Source organism: Pseudomonas sp. CFBP2511 (assembly GCF_030209255.1).
Lineage (GTDB): Bacteria > Pseudomonadota > Gammaproteobacteria > Pseudomonadales > Pseudomonadaceae > Aquipseudomonas > Aquipseudomonas avellanae.
In genome coordinates this window covers 192,585-211,780 of record NZ_JARVSI010000022.1, presented here as the reverse complement: position 1 = coordinate 211,780, position 19,196 = coordinate 192,585, and the positions used below count along the sequence as shown (strand labels likewise).

Below are 19,196 nucleotides of genomic sequence, written 5' to 3'. Positions count from 1 at the left end.
GACCTTTATGGGTGTTCGTGTCTCAGTTGAGGCAGGCTTTACCGTATGAGGGGTCTTATACTCAAACAAGCAGCCGTCTGTCGCGAAACATAGCGCCAGCAAGCTGTGATGTCAAATTGGAGCGCCCCGTACCGAGCGAAAGCTTGTGTACGGGGCGTTTTTTTGGCAAAAAATGCTGTGCTGCGCGTGTATCGGCCTATCTTGAGCAGTCATTAGGCCTGATAACTAAATATTCGGCAGCGAGACGAATCCGCTGATAATGGCAGATTGAGTATCTTTACACCTAGCTTTCGCAGGTAGATCATCCCGACCTACCGATCCATCCGGTCAGTTCAAGCATTTCAGGGCGCAGGTGCATGGCATCCTGGTTAGGGATAGGTCGATCTTGGGTGATTGGTTCAGTAACAGATCCTCCCCCGGGAAAGTTGTTTTGCACCCATCTGGTGAGTTCCCCCAAGCTTCTGAGCAAATCTTCGGGGCTGGAGCAGCCCAACGGAAGCTGGCTGGCTGCGGCGCTGACTCTATCCACGGGTGCGGGCGCGTCGTCGTGAATCCCCGTCCGGATATGTGCTCAATACCTTGTGACAGTAGATGAGCCCTGAGCTGATCTACTGCTGGCTTGCTGACAAGCCACAAACCATCCTGCGTCAGCCATCCGTCCGAGGGGCCGTCGCGCTGGTTCAACTTGAATTTCTCCGAGACAAGCATCCTCAAGCCTTCAGCCAGTTGCCGTTGAATGGACTGCTTGGGTGCTGACATTGCCCGCCCAGGATTGCCGCCGAGCTCTTGAGCCACCGAAGCCTGATCAGCTTGGGAGACAATCTCGCCAAGAATGTCGGCATGCTCATACTGCCCGGCGAACGCGAACACAAGCTGAGCCCAGAGCTCGGGAAACCCGCTGAGCCAGTCCAGTGCCTTCGCTGGAATCACGCTGGCGTAGATCAGCGACGAAGCGGCTCCATGCAACCGGTAGTCGCGACCTTTCACGTACTTGAATCGGTATGGCTGATCCAGTGGGCCGTGCCATGGATGCCAGGTCGTGCCGTCTGCAAGTTCGACGTTGACGTCTACAGCAATCTTGCCCAAGTCATGGACGAGCGCACCGTAGGCCGATGCTGCAGACCATGCTTCGGACTGGGCAGCTTGCGACTCCGGTGGGGCTCCAATGGGCAGCAGGTACATCTGCCGGATCTTAAGTGCGTATGTGGACACACACCGGGCTACGCAGTAATGAAATTATGCGGCTGTCCATAGGGTGTGCGCATGCCCAGCCCCATGAGGTGGTACACGAAGACGGAACCACAATTCCGCCAGGGACCTTGTGCTACCTCGATATTCCAGCCAGCAAGACGTTCAAGGCTTTTGTCAAACCTGTGGCGGTGGTGGTTAAAGAGCGAATCGACGCCTGGCTTCAAGAAAGACAGGTGAACCAGGCACCGCTTGTGGATGAACGAACCGGAGAGAAGGTCAGTTACCTTTTTCAGTTTCGGGGCAAGCGCATGGGCGCGGGAGTCATCAACCGTACGATTATCCCGATGCTATGTGCAAAGGCCGGTGTCCCGCTAGACGACAGTCGGGGTCGTATTACCAGCCATCGGGGGCGCGCCTCGGTCGTGACTGCATTGGCGAGTGTTCCACAGGGCATGTCGCTAATGGAGCTGATGCAGTGGTCTGGGCACAGTTCACCCAGTTCTACGCTCCATTACATCCGCATCCGCCCCACTAAGCTGGCGGGATCATTTGTCAAAGCTGATCAAATGTCGCACATGGTGTCAGTGCTTATCGACCACGACGTAATCGCACGACGTTCATCTGACCCTTATACCTTTTATGATCTGTGCGATTCGTACTGTTCAAATCCGTTCTGGAGCAGTTGCCCTCATCGAATGGCGTATGTTGGCTGCGATTTTAATATTCCCAAAGCCAGTGCCAGAGCTCAGGCTCTGGAAAGTAAAGCGTCCATCGGACATTATCTGGAGGCCGTGCCCCTGACTGCCGATGAGCGAGCTATTGTTGAAGGTGACCTGGCAAAATTGGATGGGCTTATACGCAAGCTCGATGATGTGCCGACGCTGGATGGCAGAACGCCCAGTCAAATCGAGGCGAAAAAAAAACGATAATCATGGGCGTCCTAATTCGGCGTTTGTCTTAATTCCTTCTGTGCGAAATGAGATATAATCGCCTGTACTCATCTCTAAAAAAATAACTTACAGTAGGTTGCCCTATTGATGTGGCCTGTACTTCATGCGCAGAGGCAGACCGTGTTCAGCTCGGATGGAGTTCTCTGACGGTTTTTTTGTAAGTGAATAGCGGTACTTATCTAATCCAACGGCCCTAAGCTCCTCTTTGCCAGATCCCGTACGTGGATTATATCGATCTCCGCCATCCGCTAAGGAGCTGCCACCTAACACATGTCGAGCATGAACGAGCTCATGAGCCAGGGTCGTGATTTTGTCGTCGTTATCCATTCCAAGGTGTAGCGGTGAGCCATTCTGATTTAAGCGTATGCTTGCTTTGTCTGGTGACCAGCCAATAATCGCATTGCTTCCCTCACCTTTGGTAAAGGCCCCCTTTCGTGATAGCCGTGATGCAATGTGCCGATTCTCGTTAAAGTTTTCTGGTTCGTACTTTTCAAGCTGCCTCCTGCTCAGAACAGCTTCGGTATAACACTGGTTATTTATTTCAATCTCTTTTAGCGTGACTTTTCTATCTTTTTGACTGGCAAGAGTGGATATTTTTCGCAATAGCTTATCGCCCGAGGGGCCGGCGCTGATATGGTCAAGTGCCTCCTCTGGTTGTTCTTTGAATGTGTGAGCTGCTGTCGGTTCGTTACTGAGGGGGGCGATATAGATGCCTGGATATCGAGACGGAGTGATCATGGTTATCCTGAAAAGCTAATTGAGTTGATCTGACGAGTATGTGATTGCTTGAGATTTAGCCTATTAGTGTTACTCCAGTTGCTGCTGAAATAGTTTGGCAGGGAGTCCAATGGGTCATCCAGGAATATCTGAAAATTACACTCCCGTATGCCTACATCTACGTCATAAATATGACGCGGTGCTTGAGTGGCCCTCGAGATGGATTCGGTTCCATAAAAAGGTTATGTAGTCTCCAATCAGCAGATGTCTTTCAGACCCCGAATGCGCGGCAAACGCAAAAAAACCGCCGTGAAAGCTTCCTGGTCGAGATAGATCAGGTCGTGCCTTGTATGGCTTGACCAAATTGATCAAGCCTCATTATCGCAAAGCGCGAGGGCGCCGTTGGACAAATGACATGCGCTAATCGGCGATCCGATCTCAGGCGATGCAATCCTAGACTGGTTGGTGCACAACGTTAATCATATCGAGCTGAAGGGCGAATCGATGCGCAGATGCGCAAAGAAACGACGGCAGGGACTTCAGACTAAAAATGTAATCTGCTGGGCTTCGACGGCCTGTACAAGTGAGCGGAGCGTAGAGCGAGTGTCCAAATAATCGCGCTGTGTCTCCAAGTATCGTGGAATCCATAGGGTAAAGCTTGGAGACTTTAAGTCAGTGTATTTTTGAAGCGAATACTTGAACGCCGATTAAAGGCAGTCCATCTACCGATGATATGTTTTCGATAGTATCAGCCAACGCTTTCGAGTGTGTATGAAACTCTCCGAGATTGGGATCAAATAAGGTCGCTCTTTTGCCATCTGATGATACAGAAAAGCTCAAAGCGTGGGCAATTTCTTGGCTGTATATCACCATTACCCCTCTCTTATTTTCTACAATTGCATCACATAAGGAGCTTAGCGCAGCTTCATCTATGCTCACCTGCCGCCCTGACTGCTTACACGCAATTAGGAAGGGTAGGCCTGAGTTCGACTTGTCCTCTAGAACAGGTTGAAGCTTTAACCCCTTCAACTCAGCAGCTTGCAATAAGCTTTCTGTGCCAGCCATCGCGCCACTTGATACTCCGGGGTTTGCGGAAGCTTGCTCCATCAGAAATTTGTGCTCAGTCCGATAGAAGTTATGAACAGTACGAGCATGCACCACCCCTTCAAAGGAACCCAGAAACCTCATTCTTTCTGCCGATGCATAGGGCGTAACATGATCTTTCCCGGCATGAATCATGTTAATCTAGCTCAATGAAAGGCCAAAGCACATTGCACGCTGACTGATGCCATGATTATTCGTGCAAATATCCTGATCGAATCTCGCCAATGAAATTGACGATAATTGGGTCGGAAGCTTTTTCCACCGTCCATCACTGAACTGTGCAGTATCAGGCATTTGATTCTCGACCGAAGCCGAAGACCCAGCTTGAAAAGTGGTTAGGCTTGGGTGTTTTCCGATGTGTCCAGACACGATTGTCATATTTCCAGCGCCCTATTCAAAAAGATGCGAAATGAGTGGTTTCATAAGCGGTTCAGTTCCCTGACTTTTCTGAAGTGGGGCAGCCTGTTTCTCTTGGGTTTGGTACGTAAAATCAGGAACGGTTTTACGCCAAGTATCATGCTATCAAAATCAGTAGGCCAAGACGGCAAAGCATGATCCTGCTTACCAAGCTCCACTGTCTCTCCGGACCTTTGGTTGATTTTCCATTCCACATAAATGGCGACATGAGTGAGCGCGTGATGTCGATCATCGAGTCCATGGTCCCAGCTTCTGAGGTGTACAGCATCGATGAGGCGTTTGCAGACCTTACGGGGATTCCTGGAGATCTCACAGCGTTCGGTCGTCGCATCCGGGCAACCATTCACAAATGCACTGGCATTCCAGTGGGCGTAGGTATCGGTCCTACGAAAACGCTCGCCAAGCTGAGCCCGACGCCTGCAGTGGAGGTGGTTTGGGTACACCCCTCACAAGTGCGCTGTTGCTGTTCGCCTAGGACCCGATTTGCGAACGCCGTGGCATCCTGTGGTGAGGACCAAGTGGAGCAAACCATACCGTTGTTGCAGTTCGCCGGACTGATGGATGAGCTGTCTGCAGCGCTGCGTCCGTTCAGCAGGTTGTATCCCGCGCGAGTAACATCGCCGACGACGTTGATGGGCTTCTGGCCAGATCCGCCAGCCTTATTTCCACCAACCCATGTGATACCGTCATTACCGCCTTGTTTTTCGACTTGAGAAACCGCTGCGACGGCATCCGTGTTTCCACTTTTAACGGCCTGACTCATCGCCTGCCCTTCAGCAATTTTGTTCCATCCCATCTGACCTCCAGCGACATCGAGCATCTTGTCAGCGATGACTCGGCAGGTTCCTTTGGAGCGATCAAAGTCCAAGCGACCCTGTAAAATGCCGTTGGTCAGCAGGTTGTAAAGAGCTGGGTTAGAGCGTTGAATTATCAGCCCTGGGAGTGATGCGACAGCGTTTGTCGCGTTGGCAATCATCGATCCCATGATCGTCTGAAATCCTGAGGTTGCTCCATTTAATTGATTTTGCAGAGTGTTGGTCATGCTCATGTTTCCGCAGACTAGGTTGCTGTTCCAGCCCCCACCGATGCTGATGCTGTCCATGTTGCCCGCACTACCCATGGTCACGGCGTTGCCTCCTCCAACGCTGTACAGCACGTCGTCACCAATGACGCTGCCAGAAGAGCTGGCGTTTATTCCAGTAGGCGCAGCAAGTGTGCTGCTGACCATCAGGAAGCTCATAACAAAAAAAGGAAGCACGGTGCCACGGCGCATAATTGAAGTCCTCTTGATCATCATTGAAAGTCCGTACTTCCAAGAAAAGTTTGTCCTGCCCGTTTGCAGCAGGAATAGGGTCGCCATAGCGCCCAGGCGTACGCACCGTCTGTGGCCTGCATGCGTGTTTGTGAATTTGGAAACACCGCGCAACTCTGGCTGAGCGCGGGGGTGAGCTCTTGCCACTTACCGGTGGTGGCGTCGGTCTCGATCAATTCTCCTGCAGGCCAGTAGCCTGGCTGGGGCTCTGCCAGAAGCGGTTGATAGACATGAACCTGACCGCTGCGAGTGACCACGTCACCAGCTCGCTGCGCGATCACGGATGCCGCCTTGTAATCGTTGACTTGATGGATAAAACCACTACGAGGGTAAACGCTACCCCACATGTCCCCCGAAGTTAGACCACCCACCTCTCGACGGCCGGGAATCAGTGCTTCTGGATACACTGATTCTGGAACGCCGTAACGCCAGGCGACGGTGTCCAAAGTGCTCAGCAGGTATGGCATGTAGGGCGTGGCAGCACCCTGACAGGCATAGCCCGAGGCGCTGGCAAACTTACTGAACGTTGCTCCTCCGGGGTGGCCTATGACGTCAGCGTTTTTGAATTTAGCCAGGCTATCTTCGTTGTTGTGATTGGTGGTTCCGTCACCGCCATCTTGGGCGAATGAAGTGGGTGAGCTCAGCGAAGAGACCTCCACCCACGGATTTTCACCGGTATTGGAGTAGCTTGATACAACCGCATCGGGAACGAAGTGGCGAACCTTCGTCGATGTCTTGACCTTGCATCCGAACGGCGTGCAGAGCAGCCAGTAACAGATGCCGACCACCTTGTATTCCAGGCAATCAGGCGACAGGGTTGAGGCGGCGAGGGTGGCAGACGTCACTGTGCCGGCTGCGGCTGGCCAGGTTGAAATTGAGAGGGCCAAGGCCGTCCATGCTGAAGGCTTGCGCATGTTCATCGTGGGGCGTCTCCCTGGCCAGATTCGTTTCGGTATCTGTAGGCGGCGCGCCATTGAGCAATGCGGTGCTCCGCCGCCGTAGCGTCGGTCTCGCCATAAACGACAAACTTGCGGTCGACGACCACTGCAGGCACCTTCGTCACCCCGATGCTCCAGGCATCAACAAGATTTTGTTGAGCCAAAGCCAGATCTCGCTGCAAGCGCTGCGCATCGCTACTCTTGAGACGTTGCTGCATGATCGCGGTGGCTTGTTGCGGGTTCGCCGGCAGTCCTTCCGACAGCTTGAGCTCGAGCTGTTCTGATTCGTCCAAGAGGATCAGTCGGACATGTGCCGACGCCTGGACTGGGTGGTTCCGGTCAGTAATGATCCATGTCTCCGCGTTCGCGAACGAGACCTGTGTTGCCGCAATCAAGATCAGGAAGGCCATGCGGTTCTTACAACTGAAGCGATAGGGGTTGGAAGGGGGCATGAGGAGGTACCTGCGGATGGTGTCAGGTACAGAAAACGTGATTCATGAACTGTCGTCAGTAGGAAACCGTTATCGGGACGATTGGGGGTTGGTGGCGTCTGCCTGGATCGTGCGCTCACCACCAAGCTGCAGGTGCCGTAGCATTTTCCGTGATAGTCCCTTTCACGTAATCAAAGTTGACGTTTCGCGACTTAGGAACATTCCTACAGATCTCCCGGATTATCACTACAGCCGCAAGCGGGCCTACACGGGCATGCTGATGCTTTGATTTTCAGGAGACCCTGCCCGTGACTGCAAGCACCATGAAAAAGCTTGAGAAAACCATTTTTGAGGAGGTAGCAGATGTCTTGAAAACCCTTCAAGGATTTGCTGGAAAGACGTTATCTGACGATGACCATTGCTTAGCGTTAGATATGGAAGCCGGCGCTAATGCACTGTAAGCGCCTCATGAACCCCACATTCCAGGCCGACAATTGAAGCTTGATGCTGTGCTCCCAATTCTTTTCAGGAGCCAGCACCTCATGATGCGATCCGACGCTAAAGTCGAAAAAGTGTACCTCTACTCCAAGCCTGTGGACTTTCGAAAGTCCATCGACGGCCTTGCTGCGTTGGTTGAGCTGGACATCAAAGTTGCCGTGTTCGACCCCGTGCTTTTTGTTTTTCTGAATCGCCCTCGTAACTGGGTGAAAATCCTTTACTGGGAGCGCAACGGCTTCTGCCTTTGGCTCAAGCGCCTGGAGTCCGAGCGTTTCAAAACCTCTCCCGATGAGACAGACGAAGCCATCGTGCTGACTGTTCAGGAACTGAACTGGTTGCTTGACGGTTTTGATCTCTGGCGCAACCGCCCGCACAAGGTTTTAACTCCAAGATTTGTCGCCTGACAGGTATAATCCGGGCATGATTTCCATGCCTGAAGATCTTCCAGATGACCCTGTATTGCTCAAGCAACTGCTCGCGCAGTTACTGATTGAGCGCACGGCTGATAAGGGGCATATCGTCGATCTCAAAGAACAGATCAAGTTACTGCGCGACCGTCTGTTCGGACGCAAGTCCGAACAGACGGTCGAACCCAACACGCCGCAACTCGCGCTATTCAACGAACCCGAAAGCGAGCCGATGCTTCCCGTCGGCGACGCCGACGAAGAGGTCGTTGTACCGGTCAAACGCCGTGGTAAACGCAAACCCCTGTCGGCTGATCTTCCCCGCATCGAAGTCATCCACGAACTGCCCGAGCACGAACTGACCTGTGCCTGCGGTTGCCGCAAGCATGTCATCAGCGAAGAAACCAGTGAACAGCTGGATATCGTGCCGATGCAGATTCGCGTGATCAAACACATCCGCAAAGTCTACGGTTGCCGCGGTTGTGAAACGGCACCGGTCACGGCGGACAAACCGGCTCAGTTGATCGAAAAGAGCATGGCCAGCCCAAGCGTACTGGCGATGCTGCTGACCACCAAATATGTCGACGGTTTGCCCCTGCATCGTTTCGAAACAGTGCTGAGCCGGCATGGCATCGAGATACCGCGTCAGACCTTGGCTCGCTGGATAATCCAGTGCAGCGAGCACTTCCAGCCGCTCTTGAATTTGATGCGTGATCGATTATTCGAAAGCCCGTTTATCCACTGCGATGAAACACGAGTTCAGGTACTAAAAGAACCGGATCGTGACCCGACCAGCCAATCCTGGATGTGGGTACAGGCCAGCGGCCCACCAGACCGAAAAGTCGTCCTGTTCGACTACACCACCAGCCGGGCGCAGGAGGTGCCGCTGAGCCTGTTGGAAAGTTATCGTGGCTACGTGATGACCGATGATTATGCGGGCTATAACGCGTTGGCGTTGCAACCGGGTGTGAAACGTCTGGCGTGCATGGCCCATGCGCGACGCAAGTTCGTAGAGGCAAAGAAAGTGCAGCCCCAGGGCAAAACGGGCCGCGCCGACGTTGCACTGGCATCTATAAACAAACTGTACGGCATCGAGCGTGAACTCAAGGATGTCTGCGATGAGCAGCGCTACATCGGCCGTCAGGAAAAAAGCCTGCCTGAGCTGGCGAAGCTGAAAGCATGGATGGAAAAAACGCAGCCGCAGGTAATGTCGCAAAGCGCCTTGGGCAAAGCGGTAAATTACCTGGCCCACAACTGGAGCCGGATAGAGCGTTATATCGAAGCCGGCTTTTCACCCATCGACAACAACGCTGCCGAAAGAGCGATCAGACAGTTCGCCATCGGACGAAAAGCCTGGCTGTTCAGCGACACACCCAAGGGCGCCACAGCCAGCGCCCAGATCTACAGCTTGGTCGAGACCGCCAAACTCAACGGCCAAGAGCCTTATACGTGGCTGCGCCACGTACTTGAGCGTTTGCCACAGGCTGCATCAGTAGAAGACTACGAAGCGTTGTTACCGTGGAACTGCTCGCCAGAGATGCCTCGCTAAACCAGATCCTCATTTTTTGTTAGGTGGGGTTTGTGGCGCGGATACAGACAATCTGCCCTTCGGCGTCGGTCATTTCCAGCGGCGTACCGATCTGGTCGGTGTGGTAGTAGTAAATCTTGTTTTCGTTTTCGCCTTCGCGTTGATTAACTCGGGCGAGCGGCGCATAGCTGCCGGGCTCGTAGAGGTACAGGCTGCTCTGCGCGGGGCTTTCCTCGCGCAGCATTCGCAGCCCAGAGGAAGCGTTTTTGGTCGCTCTGGCCTTTGATTTCGGACTGTTTCCCTACGCGTCGGCTCAGGCTGTCGTATTGGACGAACGCATAACTACCCGGCATGAGGCCGAAGAAGCTTGTCACCACCGGGGGAGACAAAAGAACGCAACTGAAACGAAGCATTGGCAAAATCGGCAGCATGACTTCGCTTCCTGATTTCGACCAATTAAATCCTGAACAACTGCGCGCTATCGCAGGGCAGCTGATGCAGCGTATCGAGACTCTCGATCAAAAAGTCGAGTCCATGGTAGCGGTAACACTGTGGCAACCGGGGCCTGTTACGGTAGTCTCATCCCTATCCGTATGATCTGTCAGAGCCTGAACCATGATCCGAACGACTTTATTGACACTGCTAGGCGGAGCATTACTTGCAGCACTGGCTGGCTGCTCGCCCTTGCGGGTGCTGAATAACTTGAACCCGAACGGCCCCGTCGACCATTTTTCCGGCCTGAGCTATGGTCCGGACCCGCGCAACATGCTGGACATTTACACGCCGAAATCGAAACCGGCCAATGCGCCGGTGGTGGTGTTTTTCTATGGCGGAAGCTGGAGAAGAGGGTCCAGGGCTGACTACGCGTTTGTCGGCCAGGCACTGGCGTCACGTGGCATCGTCGCCGTCATTGCCGACTACCGGTTGTACCCACAAGTGCGTTACCCGGACTTTCTTAACGACTCGGCCCAGGCGGTGGCCTGGACGTACAAATACATCAAAACCTACGGCGGCGATCCCAAACGCCTGTTTGTGATGGGTCACAGTGCGGGCGCCTACAACGCGGCGATGCTGGCCCTCTATCCTCGCTGGCTGGCGCGTGAAGGATTGTCGCCGTCGATTCTCAGCGGCTGGATCGGGCTTGCCGGGCCTTACGACTTCTTGCCGATAGAGGAAGAGGAAGTGAGACCGGTGTTCTTCTACCCGAACTCGCCTCCTGAGTCGCAGCCTGTCAAGTACGTGAGCGCCAGCGCACCACCGGCGCTGCTGATGGCCTCGCGCAACGACACAGTAGTCAACCCTGAGCGCAACACCGGCGGCCTGGCGCAGAAGCTGCGAGCAGCAGGCGTGCCGGCGCGTGACGTGTATTTCTCGCGCACCAATCACGGCACGCTGGTCGGCGCGTTCGCCAAAGTGTTGAGCGGCCTGGCACCGGTTGCGGACGAAGTTGAGATGTTCGTCAACAACACGCCGCACAAGCACCCGGCCGCGAAAACGCCGGCTCAGTGAGTGAACCAGCCATCGCTAGGGGTCAGGCGCCAGGCAATGGAGCCCAGGCTCAATCAACGGGCTGACTGTGCGGGGACCGATCCTCAACGCTCAGACGATCGCGCAGATGAGGTACGTGAAGCCCTGAGAGGGGGAAGGTGCGCCCACACCTAGGATCAGTGGTAAAATAACCTGCGATGATGCAGGTTGATAGAGATTTTCACTGCATAAGTAGCGCATCAGCGTCCTCCTACGTATCGCTATGAAGACATGACGCCTCCTTCCATAGCGTCAGCTTGATGCATAGGCATTTTGAAATTCCTATGCATCAAGTCCTGGCCTTCGGTACTGATACGCAGGTAGATCCGTGCGACATTGAGAATCGTCATGATGGTGGCCTATTTAGGTGAACTCAAATGAGACATAAGCAGCGCGCGCTTACTCGCAATTAATTTCGGCTCATAACAGTCGATTGCAGGTCGAACCATATGAATGCAGGTCGAGACCATTTCGATTGCAGACCGCTACACGTACTGTTTGTGGAACCTAATCAAAGGATACGCCAACTAAGGTCTGCGCTACTCAAGATATAGTTGACATTAATATAAAGAACTCTTTGGTGGTTTATGTTAAATTCACCTGGCCTCATAGGCATTAGTGACCCATCCTTGCATCATGCGTATAATAGATTGGAGCGTGTAAGCGCCAATAATTTATTTTTGAGGCAGTAAGCTAGAGTGTCACTTATATGATGTACTCATCCTTTTTAAAGTAAAAACAAAGTGTTTTTTAGTTGTTTTTAGGTGCGTTATTGCTTTAAGCTTGCGAGCGTAAAGCGTTTGACCTGAGCTTAAAGCTCAGGCTTTGGGTCCTTTTTGGACATGGTGCAATAAGCACTCACTTGAATGATGGTGAATCAATTGCAAAAAATATCTAGCTTAGTTTTGATTTCTGCCCTATTGACAGGTTGCGGAGTTTCAGGGGCGGAGATAAAAAATGTTGTTTCTGACACCCGGATAGAGACAGATAAGCCGATTTTAATAAACCTGGACGCTTACACGTCAGAAAAGCTGAACTCTATTTTGGAGGCCAAGGCCAAGAGCCTTTTTTTTGATAAAGGTCAGATGATTGACTTGATCTCAGCGAAATTCTTAGGAACACCGTACCGCGCCAATATGTTGCAAGGCTCAGAAAATATAACTGAGCAGCTAGTCATCGACTTTAGAGGTCTGGACTGTTTTACGTATCTGGACTACGTAGAAGCGTTACGAAAATCAACATCGCAGCAAGCGTTTGTGAGAAACTTGATTCAGACGCGCTATCATGATGGCGATGTCGACTTTTTGAAACGCAAGCATTTTTTCACTGACTGGGCTCACAGTAATACACACGCTTTAGCGGATGACATCACTGCGCGGATTAGTTCAAATACAGTGAGTGTTGAAAAAAGGCTTAACGAAAAGTCCGACGGCCAAACCTACCTGCCTGGTTTGCCAGTAGTCGAGCGTAGTATCACCTATATCCCAAGCGATCTTGTCGATGACAAGGTTGTGAGTCACTTGCGAACGGGGGATTATATTGGTATTTACACCAAGCTTCCGGGGCTGGACGTAACTCACGTCGGCATCTTTATAATGACGGAAAAAGGCCCTGTTCTACGAAACGCATCCTCACGAAAAGAAAACGAAAAAGTTGTGGACTCGCCGTTTTTTGAGTATGTGGCGAGAACGCCGGGAGTCGTTGTTTTCAGGGCAAAATAATAATACGCTAATGTGCTTTCCCAGTGTGGAGGCGTTGATGTATAGGAATTTCGGCTACCGCGCCCGAGGGCTTGGTGGCTGCTGATAACCAGGACGACAAGTCACCCTGTCCACCACGAGCTCCACGCACAACGGAAAATCACACATGAGCAAAACGAATCCACTGGCGTTGTTGATGTTCTTAATGGCCATTGCGCACGGCGCTGTGGCCGATGAAATCATGCAGCCACGATCAGCACTGCAAAACGCGCCAGAAGCATGTATTTGCACGATGTCGCAGGCAAAGTAATTGATGATGGCCAACTGTTCTTGCGGGCAAAAGCAGTGCGTAGTTTCCCTGAAGAGTTACACGACAGCACAGACGAGCATGCAGTGTTTCGATGCGCCTAAAACAGCTTCGCCGGCCGTGAAAACTGAGAAATCCAAGTAATTCGGAAAAGGACAGCTGCCATGCCAAAGAAACTATCAGCTCCATTCACGCTTGAAGAAGACATAGGTCGCTTGAAAGCCTTACTACCTACTGAAGCAATCATTGAGGAGTTTGGCGACATGCTCCAACAGCTTCATAGAAGCAATGCTACCGAGCGTGAGCGATTACTGGCGCTCGGATGTGTCACGGCTACTTGGGGTGCCCGCAGAATTCGGAAAAAATCGTACGGTAAGCACTGCCAACATGAGACAGGCACTCGTGCAGCCTGGACTGTGTCCGATTGAAGTACACCTCAACCCGGCGTCAGGCTGCTCACTGGCACCGCGTCAGACTAGGGCCGTTTTCTGCATTTTCTGACGCCGAGGCGTTTATCTCTATGGTCTCAACCTGACAGGTCGAATGCTAAACGTACGATTTTGTCCGTTTTCTCTATCGATCCCTTATTGCCTTCCCTGGTACTCGCAGAAGTGGTTTCACAAAACGGTGGTTTTGTCGTACCGGCCAGACTGCACGAGGGTTTATGGACAGGCACTGGGCTTAAATTGCCCCCCAAACCCATAGATCAGCGGCTACAGCCGAGCCAGATACTCGTCCAGTACCGGGTAGCCGTTCTACTGATGGATTCGCACTGGGCCGAATCGTATGGAACGTCCACCCATGTAATTGAACGATTCGACAAGCCTGATGCAACCGACGCGCTGGCGAGGACAAACGCATTCAGAGCCGAGATCGAGAACCCGCAAACTGCGCTCCATGCGAATGCACGCGAGTTGGAGGCAGCCTTTCTCGCCAATCCCGCACCTGGCACATCTTTTCCGCTATGCCGGTCATCGCTCCCGATCTGGCCGAAAGTACGCGTCGGAGGCTGCAAGAGTACTCACCGCGGACGCGTAATGTTCTAGCCGCCGATGCTGCGCGTGATGCCTACGGGCTGGATGACGCGCATGCCTCTCGCCTCGCTCGACGAAAGCGATCCTGAAAGAAGCAAAGCGACTGGATGCTACGGACCTGGAGCCAAAGCAAGCGCGCTTGCAAAGCTTGTTCAAAGGCTGGATTCATTTATCTATCCCTCGTGCTGGCCAGCCAGTCCATTGCGGAGAGCAGCACGTCACCGTCAGGTGCTCCCTGCAGCTTGATTGAGCGGCCAGATTTTTTGTCCTTGATGACTAGCGTAGGTGTGGCAGTGATGCCGTCCTGACTTGCCTTGTGAGCCTGGCTAATGACTGCTTGTTGCACGGACGGGTTGCTCGCAGCGCAGTTATCGATGAAGTGCTGTCGATCTTCAAGCCCCGGGATCTGGGGATTACCAGCAGCTCCAGCACCGTTTGACCGGGTACGCTGGTAAATGAGCTCGACTGCGAGCCAAAAGGCGTCATTGCCTCTCTCGATCCCCGCGCACTCGGCCCACCGAGCTTCATAGCTCGCTGCAGGCTCATGCATTGGAAGGGGCAAATGGTGCCACTGAAGATTCACGTCTGGATGCTGATCAACCCATGCTTTGAGGTGTGGGAAGTAATCCTTGCAGTAGGGGCATTCCAGATCTGCATATTCGACAATGGTGAAACGGGCCTCACGGCTCCCGTAGACCCATCCGCCACTTTGTCTCTTCTGAACGACTGCCGGCGCCACGGGGCCACCTGTGACGCCAAGATTACTCTGCAGCTCGGTAAGCAGAAAAGGCGAGATAACCAGGGCGGCAGCACCGATGCAGTAGAGGATTTGCCGGCGCGTCGGTCGCTTCATGCGGAAGCCTCTTTGTCGAGGAGCTGTTTTGCCAGCAGCTCCTGATCCAGCAGCGTCAGAAGAGCTTTCTGAGCGCTTTCAGGCTGAGGGTGATGTTCAAGCCACTGATCCAGCGCTTTGTGCAGTTGGGACTGAATCTCTCGGCGATCTACCGCTACATGTTTGACGACTTGTAAGTGCTCAATCAGTACCGGCGCGCAGATCCTCAATGCAATCAGGGATTCCTCCTGCGGGTTCGTAAGAATTTGAGTCAGGCTGTCGATCAGGTTCTGAGTCAGGGCGTCCATGGCTCTCATGCCAGGTTCTCCAATGCATTGGGTGTTGGGAATGTGATGTTCAGGGGTTCGATACCTCGTTTGCGATCGAGGTCTGCAGCCACTGCCAGTGCAGCTCCCAACTCGTCGACTCCCATGGACTGCATCAGGTCGTAGCGTTGCTTTTTCTCTTCGGGCTCGGTCATGGCCAACGCCAGGTAAAGGCTTGGTGGTACAGCGCGAAAAAGGACTTCCATTGACTTGGAAAGCACCACACCTTCGGTATATTTACCGCTCTCTTTGCGAGCCGATAGCATCAAACTTTTCTGTGCCTGCGTGAGCTCCCGGAAGCGGGAGATCTTTTCTACTTCGTCTGGCGGCATGTTGAGACAGATCCACCACTCGATCATGTTGAGCATCGGCGCAGCGGCAGGTGGCAAGTCATCGATGTTCTGCGTTGCCAGCCAGAACCAAGCACCCAGCTTTCGCCACATCTTGGTGATCTTGATGATGTACGGGGAGAGGAGAGGGTTCTTCGTGATGATGTGGCCTTCATCTGTCACGTTGACGAGAGGCCGGCCCTTGTACTGATCACGTTCAGCGATATTGTTTACGGTGTTGATCAGCGAGATGTACGCGATTGATAGCCGTTAGCGTTCATAACGTGGTAGCGACCCAGCTTGCGCCATTTCGCTGTTTGCTCGCTGTTAGGCTGAGTTGAACAGCAACAGCAGGACCGAAGTTACATGATTCGGACTCCTTTTTAAGTACGATCGTACCAAAGTGGCGGGGCACTAAAAAACCAGATGGCAAAAAACATACCTGGCGAACTGATTTTTTAAATAAAAAATTATTTCAGTATAATTCCGGCGCTTTTCTCAGCCAGAATAAAAGGATGTTAGAATGTACGAGTGTAACCTTGAACTATGGGATGCCGTAAAAAACAAAAATATTGAATCAGCCTTTGAAATACTAAAAAAAAATCCCGCCTCTTAGGATTTGAATTCATTAGTTACCACCTCAGATACGCCCTCCCCATCACAGCCCCAAGGATGTTTTCAAAAAACAACTACGACCCTCGATGGAATGAAAACTACCAAATACATAACTTTGTAAAGTCGGATCCTACATTACAGCACGGCTTTAAAAGCAATGAACCAATGCTATGGTCGGAGGATACATTCAAAGATCACACTCTTCTTTATGGTGAAATGAAAAAATTCAATCTTAATTATGGCTGGCTTCAGTCATCCTGGTACAACTCCGCTGCAAAAGGAGTTGTCACACTCAGCCGATCGACAGAAGCAATTACTTTGAAGGAGCTGGACGCCAAGGAGGCTAAAATGTCAAAACTCGTAAGACTTACCCACGCTTGTCTGTCCGAAATTATAACCCTCAGCCCACCGTACAATCCGCTTGAAAAACTCAGCACGAGAGAAGTGGAAGTACTCAAATGGGTCGCTGATGGTAAAACCGGTGAAGTAATCGGGAAAGTTCTCGGCGTCACTGAGCGAACCGTAACGCATCATACGGTGAATATCATGCAAAAATTGAATGCCACAAATAAAACAGCCGCGGCCGTAAAAGCCGCGCTATTGGGAATAATCTAACATCAACCGGGGAGTATTGATAACTCCCCTTCTGCTGCCATATCAAGCAATCAAGAAACTCGCATTCCACGTACTTTATCAATAGAGTTTTTTTCCGACCATAACCAGGTCAAAATCCTCTCCACGGACTCGTGCGACGCCTGGCATGAACCCCCAGCGAGTAAAACCCGAGTTCTCGAACAACCGCAAGCTTTTATGATTATGGGCAAATACCGTGGTGGCGATCACTTCGATATCCAGCAAGGCTGCCGACTCCATGATTGAGCGCAACAAAAATGATCCAACCCCTTGCGACTGATGAAGGGGATGAATATATAACCCTAAATCGGCGGTTCTAAAATAACCTGGACGCTCATTCATGAAATACGAGAGTGATAAATAACCGATAACGCCTGTTTTCGGATCCCTAGGGTCTTCAGCTACCCAGATCGGGCGTCGGCTACCGGAGTGTTTTATAAACCAGGGTTTCCAGGCTTCAACACTCACCGGTTCGACGTCACATGTACTATTTCCCGCTTCAATAGCACAGTTGTAGATTTCAACAATGGCGGGTAGATCCGCCAGAGTAGCGGCGCGGCAAATATAGCTCGATGAATCATACATTTTGCATGCCCTTCTCGAAGTCATAGGAAAATATGCCAGAAAAGACATGTGTTACCGAGCCGATCAGATTCAACGTGCTGTCCGGATCAATGAATACAGACATCATCCCTCCTGGCATCACAACGGTCACATCTGCATCCACCAACCCCAGCGTATGACAAACGGCCGCTGCCGCACAGGCACTGCTGCCCGAGGCCAGCGTATATCCAGAACCCCGTTCCCATGTCTCGACTTCAATTCGTGAAGAACTCACGATGTTGACGAATTGTACGTTGGTCTTGTCAGGGAAAATTGAGTGCTGGGAAATCAATGGCCCAAGCAATTCCGCAGTGGCTCTATCCGCTGCTTGCCCAAGAACAACACAATGCGGATTACCAATATCAACACATGATATGGAAATCTCCCGACCTGCGATGTGCAATGTCTCGTTCAAGACTGTTTTCTTCGCATCCATCATCACCGGCACTTTACTGCTCTCGAGGCAAAAAGAACCGAGGCTGACGAGAAACAGGTTATGTGTGGGTAATCGCTGCACAGCAATACTCTGCGCCAGACGACTCAACCAGATCTCAAAACTGTCCGATTGGACATAATCATTATCAACAAGATATCGGGAGAACACCCGTAGGCCGTTCCCACTTTTCCCACAGGCCGAGCCGTCCGAATTATAGACTTCCAGACCCAACTTTCCATTATTCAAATGAGGGCCATACAAAACGCCATCCGCACCAATGCCAGTGCGCCGATCGCAGATTTTACGAACCAATTCAACATCGAAATCCATCGCCATCTTATTGGGATCAAGAACGATATAATCATTGCCCTGAGCGGTGTATTTTACAAAATCCATTTTTATACTGCTCCTGCCGACTCAATCAACCCCAGGCGTTCCGGAAAACCCAGCATGATATTCATATTTTGTACAGCGGCGGTTGAAGCGCCCTTACCCAAATTATCAAGTCTGGCAATCAAAACTGCTCGCGAACCATCACTTTCCGAGGTGTCTTCACACACATATAAATCAACTTTATTGGAGCCTGAAATTACTTGAGCATCCAGCTTCGTTTCACTAACCGCAATGCAGTCTTCCCTGGAAGCGACATTGACAAACTGTTCATTTTCATAATATTGCTCAAGGCATTCACGTATCTGTTCAGGGGTTACTCCCGGAGCCAAGAACAGCGGAATGTGAACCAGCATGCCACGATAGAAATTACCGACTGCCGGGGTAAAAATCGGTTCAATCTCAAGACCACTGTACAGTGTCATTTCCGGCAAATGTTTATGATTAAAATTCAAGCCATACACATGGTGGGCAAAAGGCGGCGACTTACTTTCATACTCCTTAATCATTCCCGCGCCGCCACCTGAATAACCGGAGATCGCGTTAATTGACAACTTTGAGTGAGTCATTACTTTGCCATTTAGTATTAATGGCCTCAGTAACAATATGGCGCCTGTGGCAAAACAACCGGGATTTGTGACCTGGCGCGCATGTCTGATTTTTTCGCGTTGACCGAAGGATAACTCAGCGAGTCCATAAACCCATTGCTCGGCCGTCCGGTGAGCTGAACTCGCATCAATTAACCTGCAATCTATTGACTTCACGGCAGAGACCACTTCTTTCGCTGCCAGATCCGGCAGACACAATATAGTGACGTCCGCATCTGCGATCAGACGTTTCTTCTCATCAAGGTTCTTCTTGGCGTGCTCGTCTATGCTGATCAACGTGACTTCAGGATGTGCTTTCAAATGCTCCCGAATCTGTATTCCCGTCGTACCAAACTCACCATCAATAAATATTTTTTTCAAAACTCT

General features: G+C 51.8%; 18 protein-coding genes and 8 pseudogenes. 12 read left to right on the top strand and 14 right to left on the bottom strand.

The window, feature by feature from the left end; genetic code table 11:
• Positions 1–301 precede the first annotated feature (301 nt).
• A pseudogene (locus QRN38_RS18845) lies at positions 302–562 on the bottom strand (site-specific integrase); the annotation flags it as partial.
• 2 nt (positions 563–564) lie between these two features.
• Positions 565–1,212: pseudogene (locus QRN38_RS18840) on the bottom strand (TraI domain-containing protein); the annotation flags it as partial.
• Here QRN38_RS18840 and QRN38_RS18835 point away from each other — a divergent pair.
• Positions 1,203–2,120 (top strand): tyrosine-type recombinase/integrase, encoded by a 918-nt coding sequence (locus QRN38_RS18835; protein WP_010212103.1) that lies wholly within the window; start codon positions 1,203–1,205, stop codon positions 2,118–2,120. The pseudogene QRN38_RS18840 and the gene QRN38_RS18835 overlap by 10 nt on opposite strands.
• A 102-nt stretch (positions 2,121–2,222) precedes the next feature.
• Here QRN38_RS18835 and xopG read toward each other — a convergent pair whose 3' ends face one another.
• Both xopG and QRN38_RS18820 read right to left on the bottom strand, forming a co-directional pair.
• Positions 2,223–2,879, bottom strand: coding sequence for a XopG/HopH/AvrPtoH family type III secretion system effector (gene xopG, locus QRN38_RS18830; RefSeq protein ID WP_081025513.1), 657 nt, complete (start codon positions 2,877–2,879; stop codon positions 2,223–2,225).
• Positions 2,880–3,530: 651 nt separating this feature from the next.
• The gene (locus QRN38_RS18820; protein ID WP_010212106.1) at positions 3,531–4,097 is read right to left on the bottom strand and encodes a YopT-type cysteine protease domain-containing protein; all 567 of its coding nucleotides are present in this window, start codon (positions 4,095–4,097) and stop codon (positions 3,531–3,533) included.
• 470 nt (positions 4,098–4,567) lie between these two features.
• Here QRN38_RS18820 and QRN38_RS18815 point away from each other — a divergent pair.
• Positions 4,568–4,789, top strand: a pseudogene (locus tag QRN38_RS18815) (Y-family DNA polymerase); the annotation flags it as partial.
• Here the strand turns inward: QRN38_RS18815 and QRN38_RS18810 are convergent.
• The 3 genes and pseudogenes from QRN38_RS18810 to QRN38_RS18800 form a co-directional block, all read right to left on the bottom strand.
• A pseudogene (locus tag QRN38_RS18810) lies at positions 4,783–5,673 on the bottom strand (integrating conjugative element protein); the annotation flags it as partial. The pseudogenes QRN38_RS18815 and QRN38_RS18810 overlap by 7 nt on opposite strands.
• Positions 5,673–6,611 carry a TIGR03756 family integrating conjugative element protein gene (locus QRN38_RS18805; protein ID WP_010210071.1) on the bottom strand — a complete coding sequence of 313 codons (939 nt, stop codon included), beginning with the start codon at positions 6,609–6,611 and terminating at the stop codon, positions 5,673–5,675. The pseudogene QRN38_RS18810 and the gene QRN38_RS18805, both read right to left, overlap by 1 nt.
• Positions 6,608–7,081 (bottom strand): TIGR03757 family integrating conjugative element protein, encoded by a 474-nt coding sequence (locus QRN38_RS18800; RefSeq protein WP_007247616.1) that lies wholly within the window; start codon positions 7,079–7,081, stop codon positions 6,608–6,610. The genes QRN38_RS18805 and QRN38_RS18800 overlap by 4 nt, the downstream gene beginning before the upstream one ends.
• Before the next feature lie 287 nt (positions 7,082–7,368).
• Here QRN38_RS18800 and QRN38_RS18795 point away from each other — a divergent pair, with 287 nt between their 5' ends.
• From QRN38_RS18795 to tnpC, 3 genes are read left to right on the top strand one after another with little or no spacing between them, the layout of a single operon-like run.
• Positions 7,369–7,521, top strand: coding sequence for a hypothetical protein (locus tag QRN38_RS18795; protein WP_010210067.1), 153 nt, complete (start codon positions 7,369–7,371; stop codon positions 7,519–7,521).
• Positions 7,522–7,554: 33 nt separating this feature from the next.
• The gene (gene tnpB, locus QRN38_RS18790) at positions 7,555–7,962 is read left to right on the top strand and encodes an IS66 family insertion sequence element accessory protein TnpB (RefSeq protein ID WP_235814761.1); all 408 of its coding nucleotides are present in this window, start codon (positions 7,555–7,557) and stop codon (positions 7,960–7,962) included.
• A gap of 16 nt (positions 7,963–7,978) precedes the next feature.
• Entirely contained in the window at positions 7,979–9,511 is a 1,533-nt protein-coding gene (gene tnpC, locus QRN38_RS18785) for an IS66 family transposase (protein WP_039607491.1), read from the top strand.
• Between the two features lie 46 nt (positions 9,512–9,557).
• Here tnpC and QRN38_RS18780 read toward each other — a convergent pair.
• A pseudogene (locus QRN38_RS18780) lies at positions 9,558–9,819 on the bottom strand (RHS domain-containing protein); the annotation flags it as partial.
• Positions 9,820–10,105: 286 nt separating this feature from the next.
• On the opposite strand from QRN38_RS18780, the gene QRN38_RS18775 reads away from it, so the two are divergent.
• The 5 genes and pseudogenes from QRN38_RS18775 to QRN38_RS28045 form a co-directional block, all read left to right on the top strand.
• On the top strand, positions 10,106–10,999 hold the full coding sequence (locus tag QRN38_RS18775) for an alpha/beta hydrolase (RefSeq protein WP_007247611.1): 894 nt from the start codon (positions 10,106–10,108) through the stop codon (positions 10,997–10,999).
• 899 nt (positions 11,000–11,898) lie between these two features.
• Positions 11,899–12,738, top strand: coding sequence for a DUF1460 domain-containing protein (locus QRN38_RS18770; RefSeq protein ID WP_057419063.1), 840 nt, complete (start codon positions 11,899–11,901; stop codon positions 12,736–12,738).
• A 145-nt stretch (positions 12,739–12,883) separates the two neighbouring features.
• Positions 12,884–13,027, top strand: coding sequence for a hypothetical protein (locus QRN38_RS18765; protein WP_010207601.1), 144 nt, complete (start codon positions 12,884–12,886; stop codon positions 13,025–13,027).
• Between the two features lie 421 nt (positions 13,028–13,448).
• On the top strand, positions 13,449–13,559 hold the full coding sequence (locus QRN38_RS28050; protein WP_122234452.1) for an SPOR domain-containing protein: 111 nt from the start codon (positions 13,449–13,451) through the stop codon (positions 13,557–13,559).
• Between the two features lie 214 nt (positions 13,560–13,773).
• Positions 13,774–14,185, top strand: a pseudogene (locus QRN38_RS28045) (XopE/AvrPphe family type III secretion system effector); the annotation flags it as partial.
• A gap of 42 nt (positions 14,186–14,227) precedes the next feature.
• On the opposite strand, the gene QRN38_RS18760 reads toward QRN38_RS28045, so the two are convergent.
• The 3 genes and pseudogenes from QRN38_RS18760 to QRN38_RS18750 all read right to left on the bottom strand — a co-directional run.
• The gene (locus QRN38_RS18760; protein WP_007247673.1) at positions 14,228–14,911 is read right to left on the bottom strand and encodes a DsbA family protein; all 684 of its coding nucleotides are present in this window, start codon (positions 14,909–14,911) and stop codon (positions 14,228–14,230) included.
• Entirely contained in the window at positions 14,908–15,207 is a 300-nt protein-coding gene (locus QRN38_RS18755) for a hypothetical protein (protein WP_007247672.1), read from the bottom strand. Before QRN38_RS18755 ends, QRN38_RS18760 begins: the two co-directional genes overlap by 4 nt.
• Positions 15,204–15,815, bottom strand: a pseudogene (locus QRN38_RS18750) (conjugative transfer ATPase); the annotation flags it as partial. The gene QRN38_RS18755 and the pseudogene QRN38_RS18750, both read right to left, overlap by 4 nt.
• A 339-nt stretch (positions 15,816–16,154) precedes the next feature.
• Between QRN38_RS18750 and QRN38_RS18745 the strand changes: the two are divergent.
• Positions 16,155–16,526 (top strand): annotated as a pseudogene (locus tag QRN38_RS18745) (autoinducer binding domain-containing protein); the annotation flags it as partial.
• Positions 16,509–16,775: a helix-turn-helix domain-containing protein gene (locus QRN38_RS18740; protein ID WP_232906067.1), complete on the top strand. Its 267-nt coding sequence runs from the start codon at positions 16,509–16,511 to the stop codon at positions 16,773–16,775. The pseudogene QRN38_RS18745 and the gene QRN38_RS18740, both read left to right, overlap by 18 nt.
• Before the next feature lie 78 nt (positions 16,776–16,853).
• On the opposite strand, the gene QRN38_RS18735 is transcribed toward QRN38_RS18740, so the two are convergent.
• Genes QRN38_RS18735 through argC form a run of 3 tightly spaced genes read right to left on the bottom strand, consistent with a single transcriptional unit; the run spans position 16,854 to position 19,190 of the window.
• Complete coding sequence (locus QRN38_RS18735; RefSeq protein WP_007246170.1) at positions 16,854–17,378, bottom strand: GNAT family N-acetyltransferase; 525 nt, start codon at positions 17,376–17,378, stop codon at positions 16,854–16,856.
• Positions 17,371–18,228 (bottom strand): diaminopimelate epimerase, encoded by an 858-nt coding sequence (dapF, locus tag QRN38_RS18730; protein WP_057419058.1) that lies wholly within the window; start codon positions 18,226–18,228, stop codon positions 17,371–17,373. The genes QRN38_RS18735 and dapF overlap by 8 nt, the downstream gene beginning before the upstream one ends.
• 2 nt (positions 18,229–18,230) lie before the next feature.
• Positions 18,231–19,190 carry an N-acetyl-gamma-glutamyl-phosphate reductase gene (argC, locus tag QRN38_RS18725; protein WP_057419057.1) on the bottom strand — a complete coding sequence of 320 codons (960 nt, stop codon included), beginning with the start codon at positions 19,188–19,190 and terminating at the stop codon, positions 18,231–18,233.
• Positions 19,191–19,196: the final 6 nt, after the last annotated feature.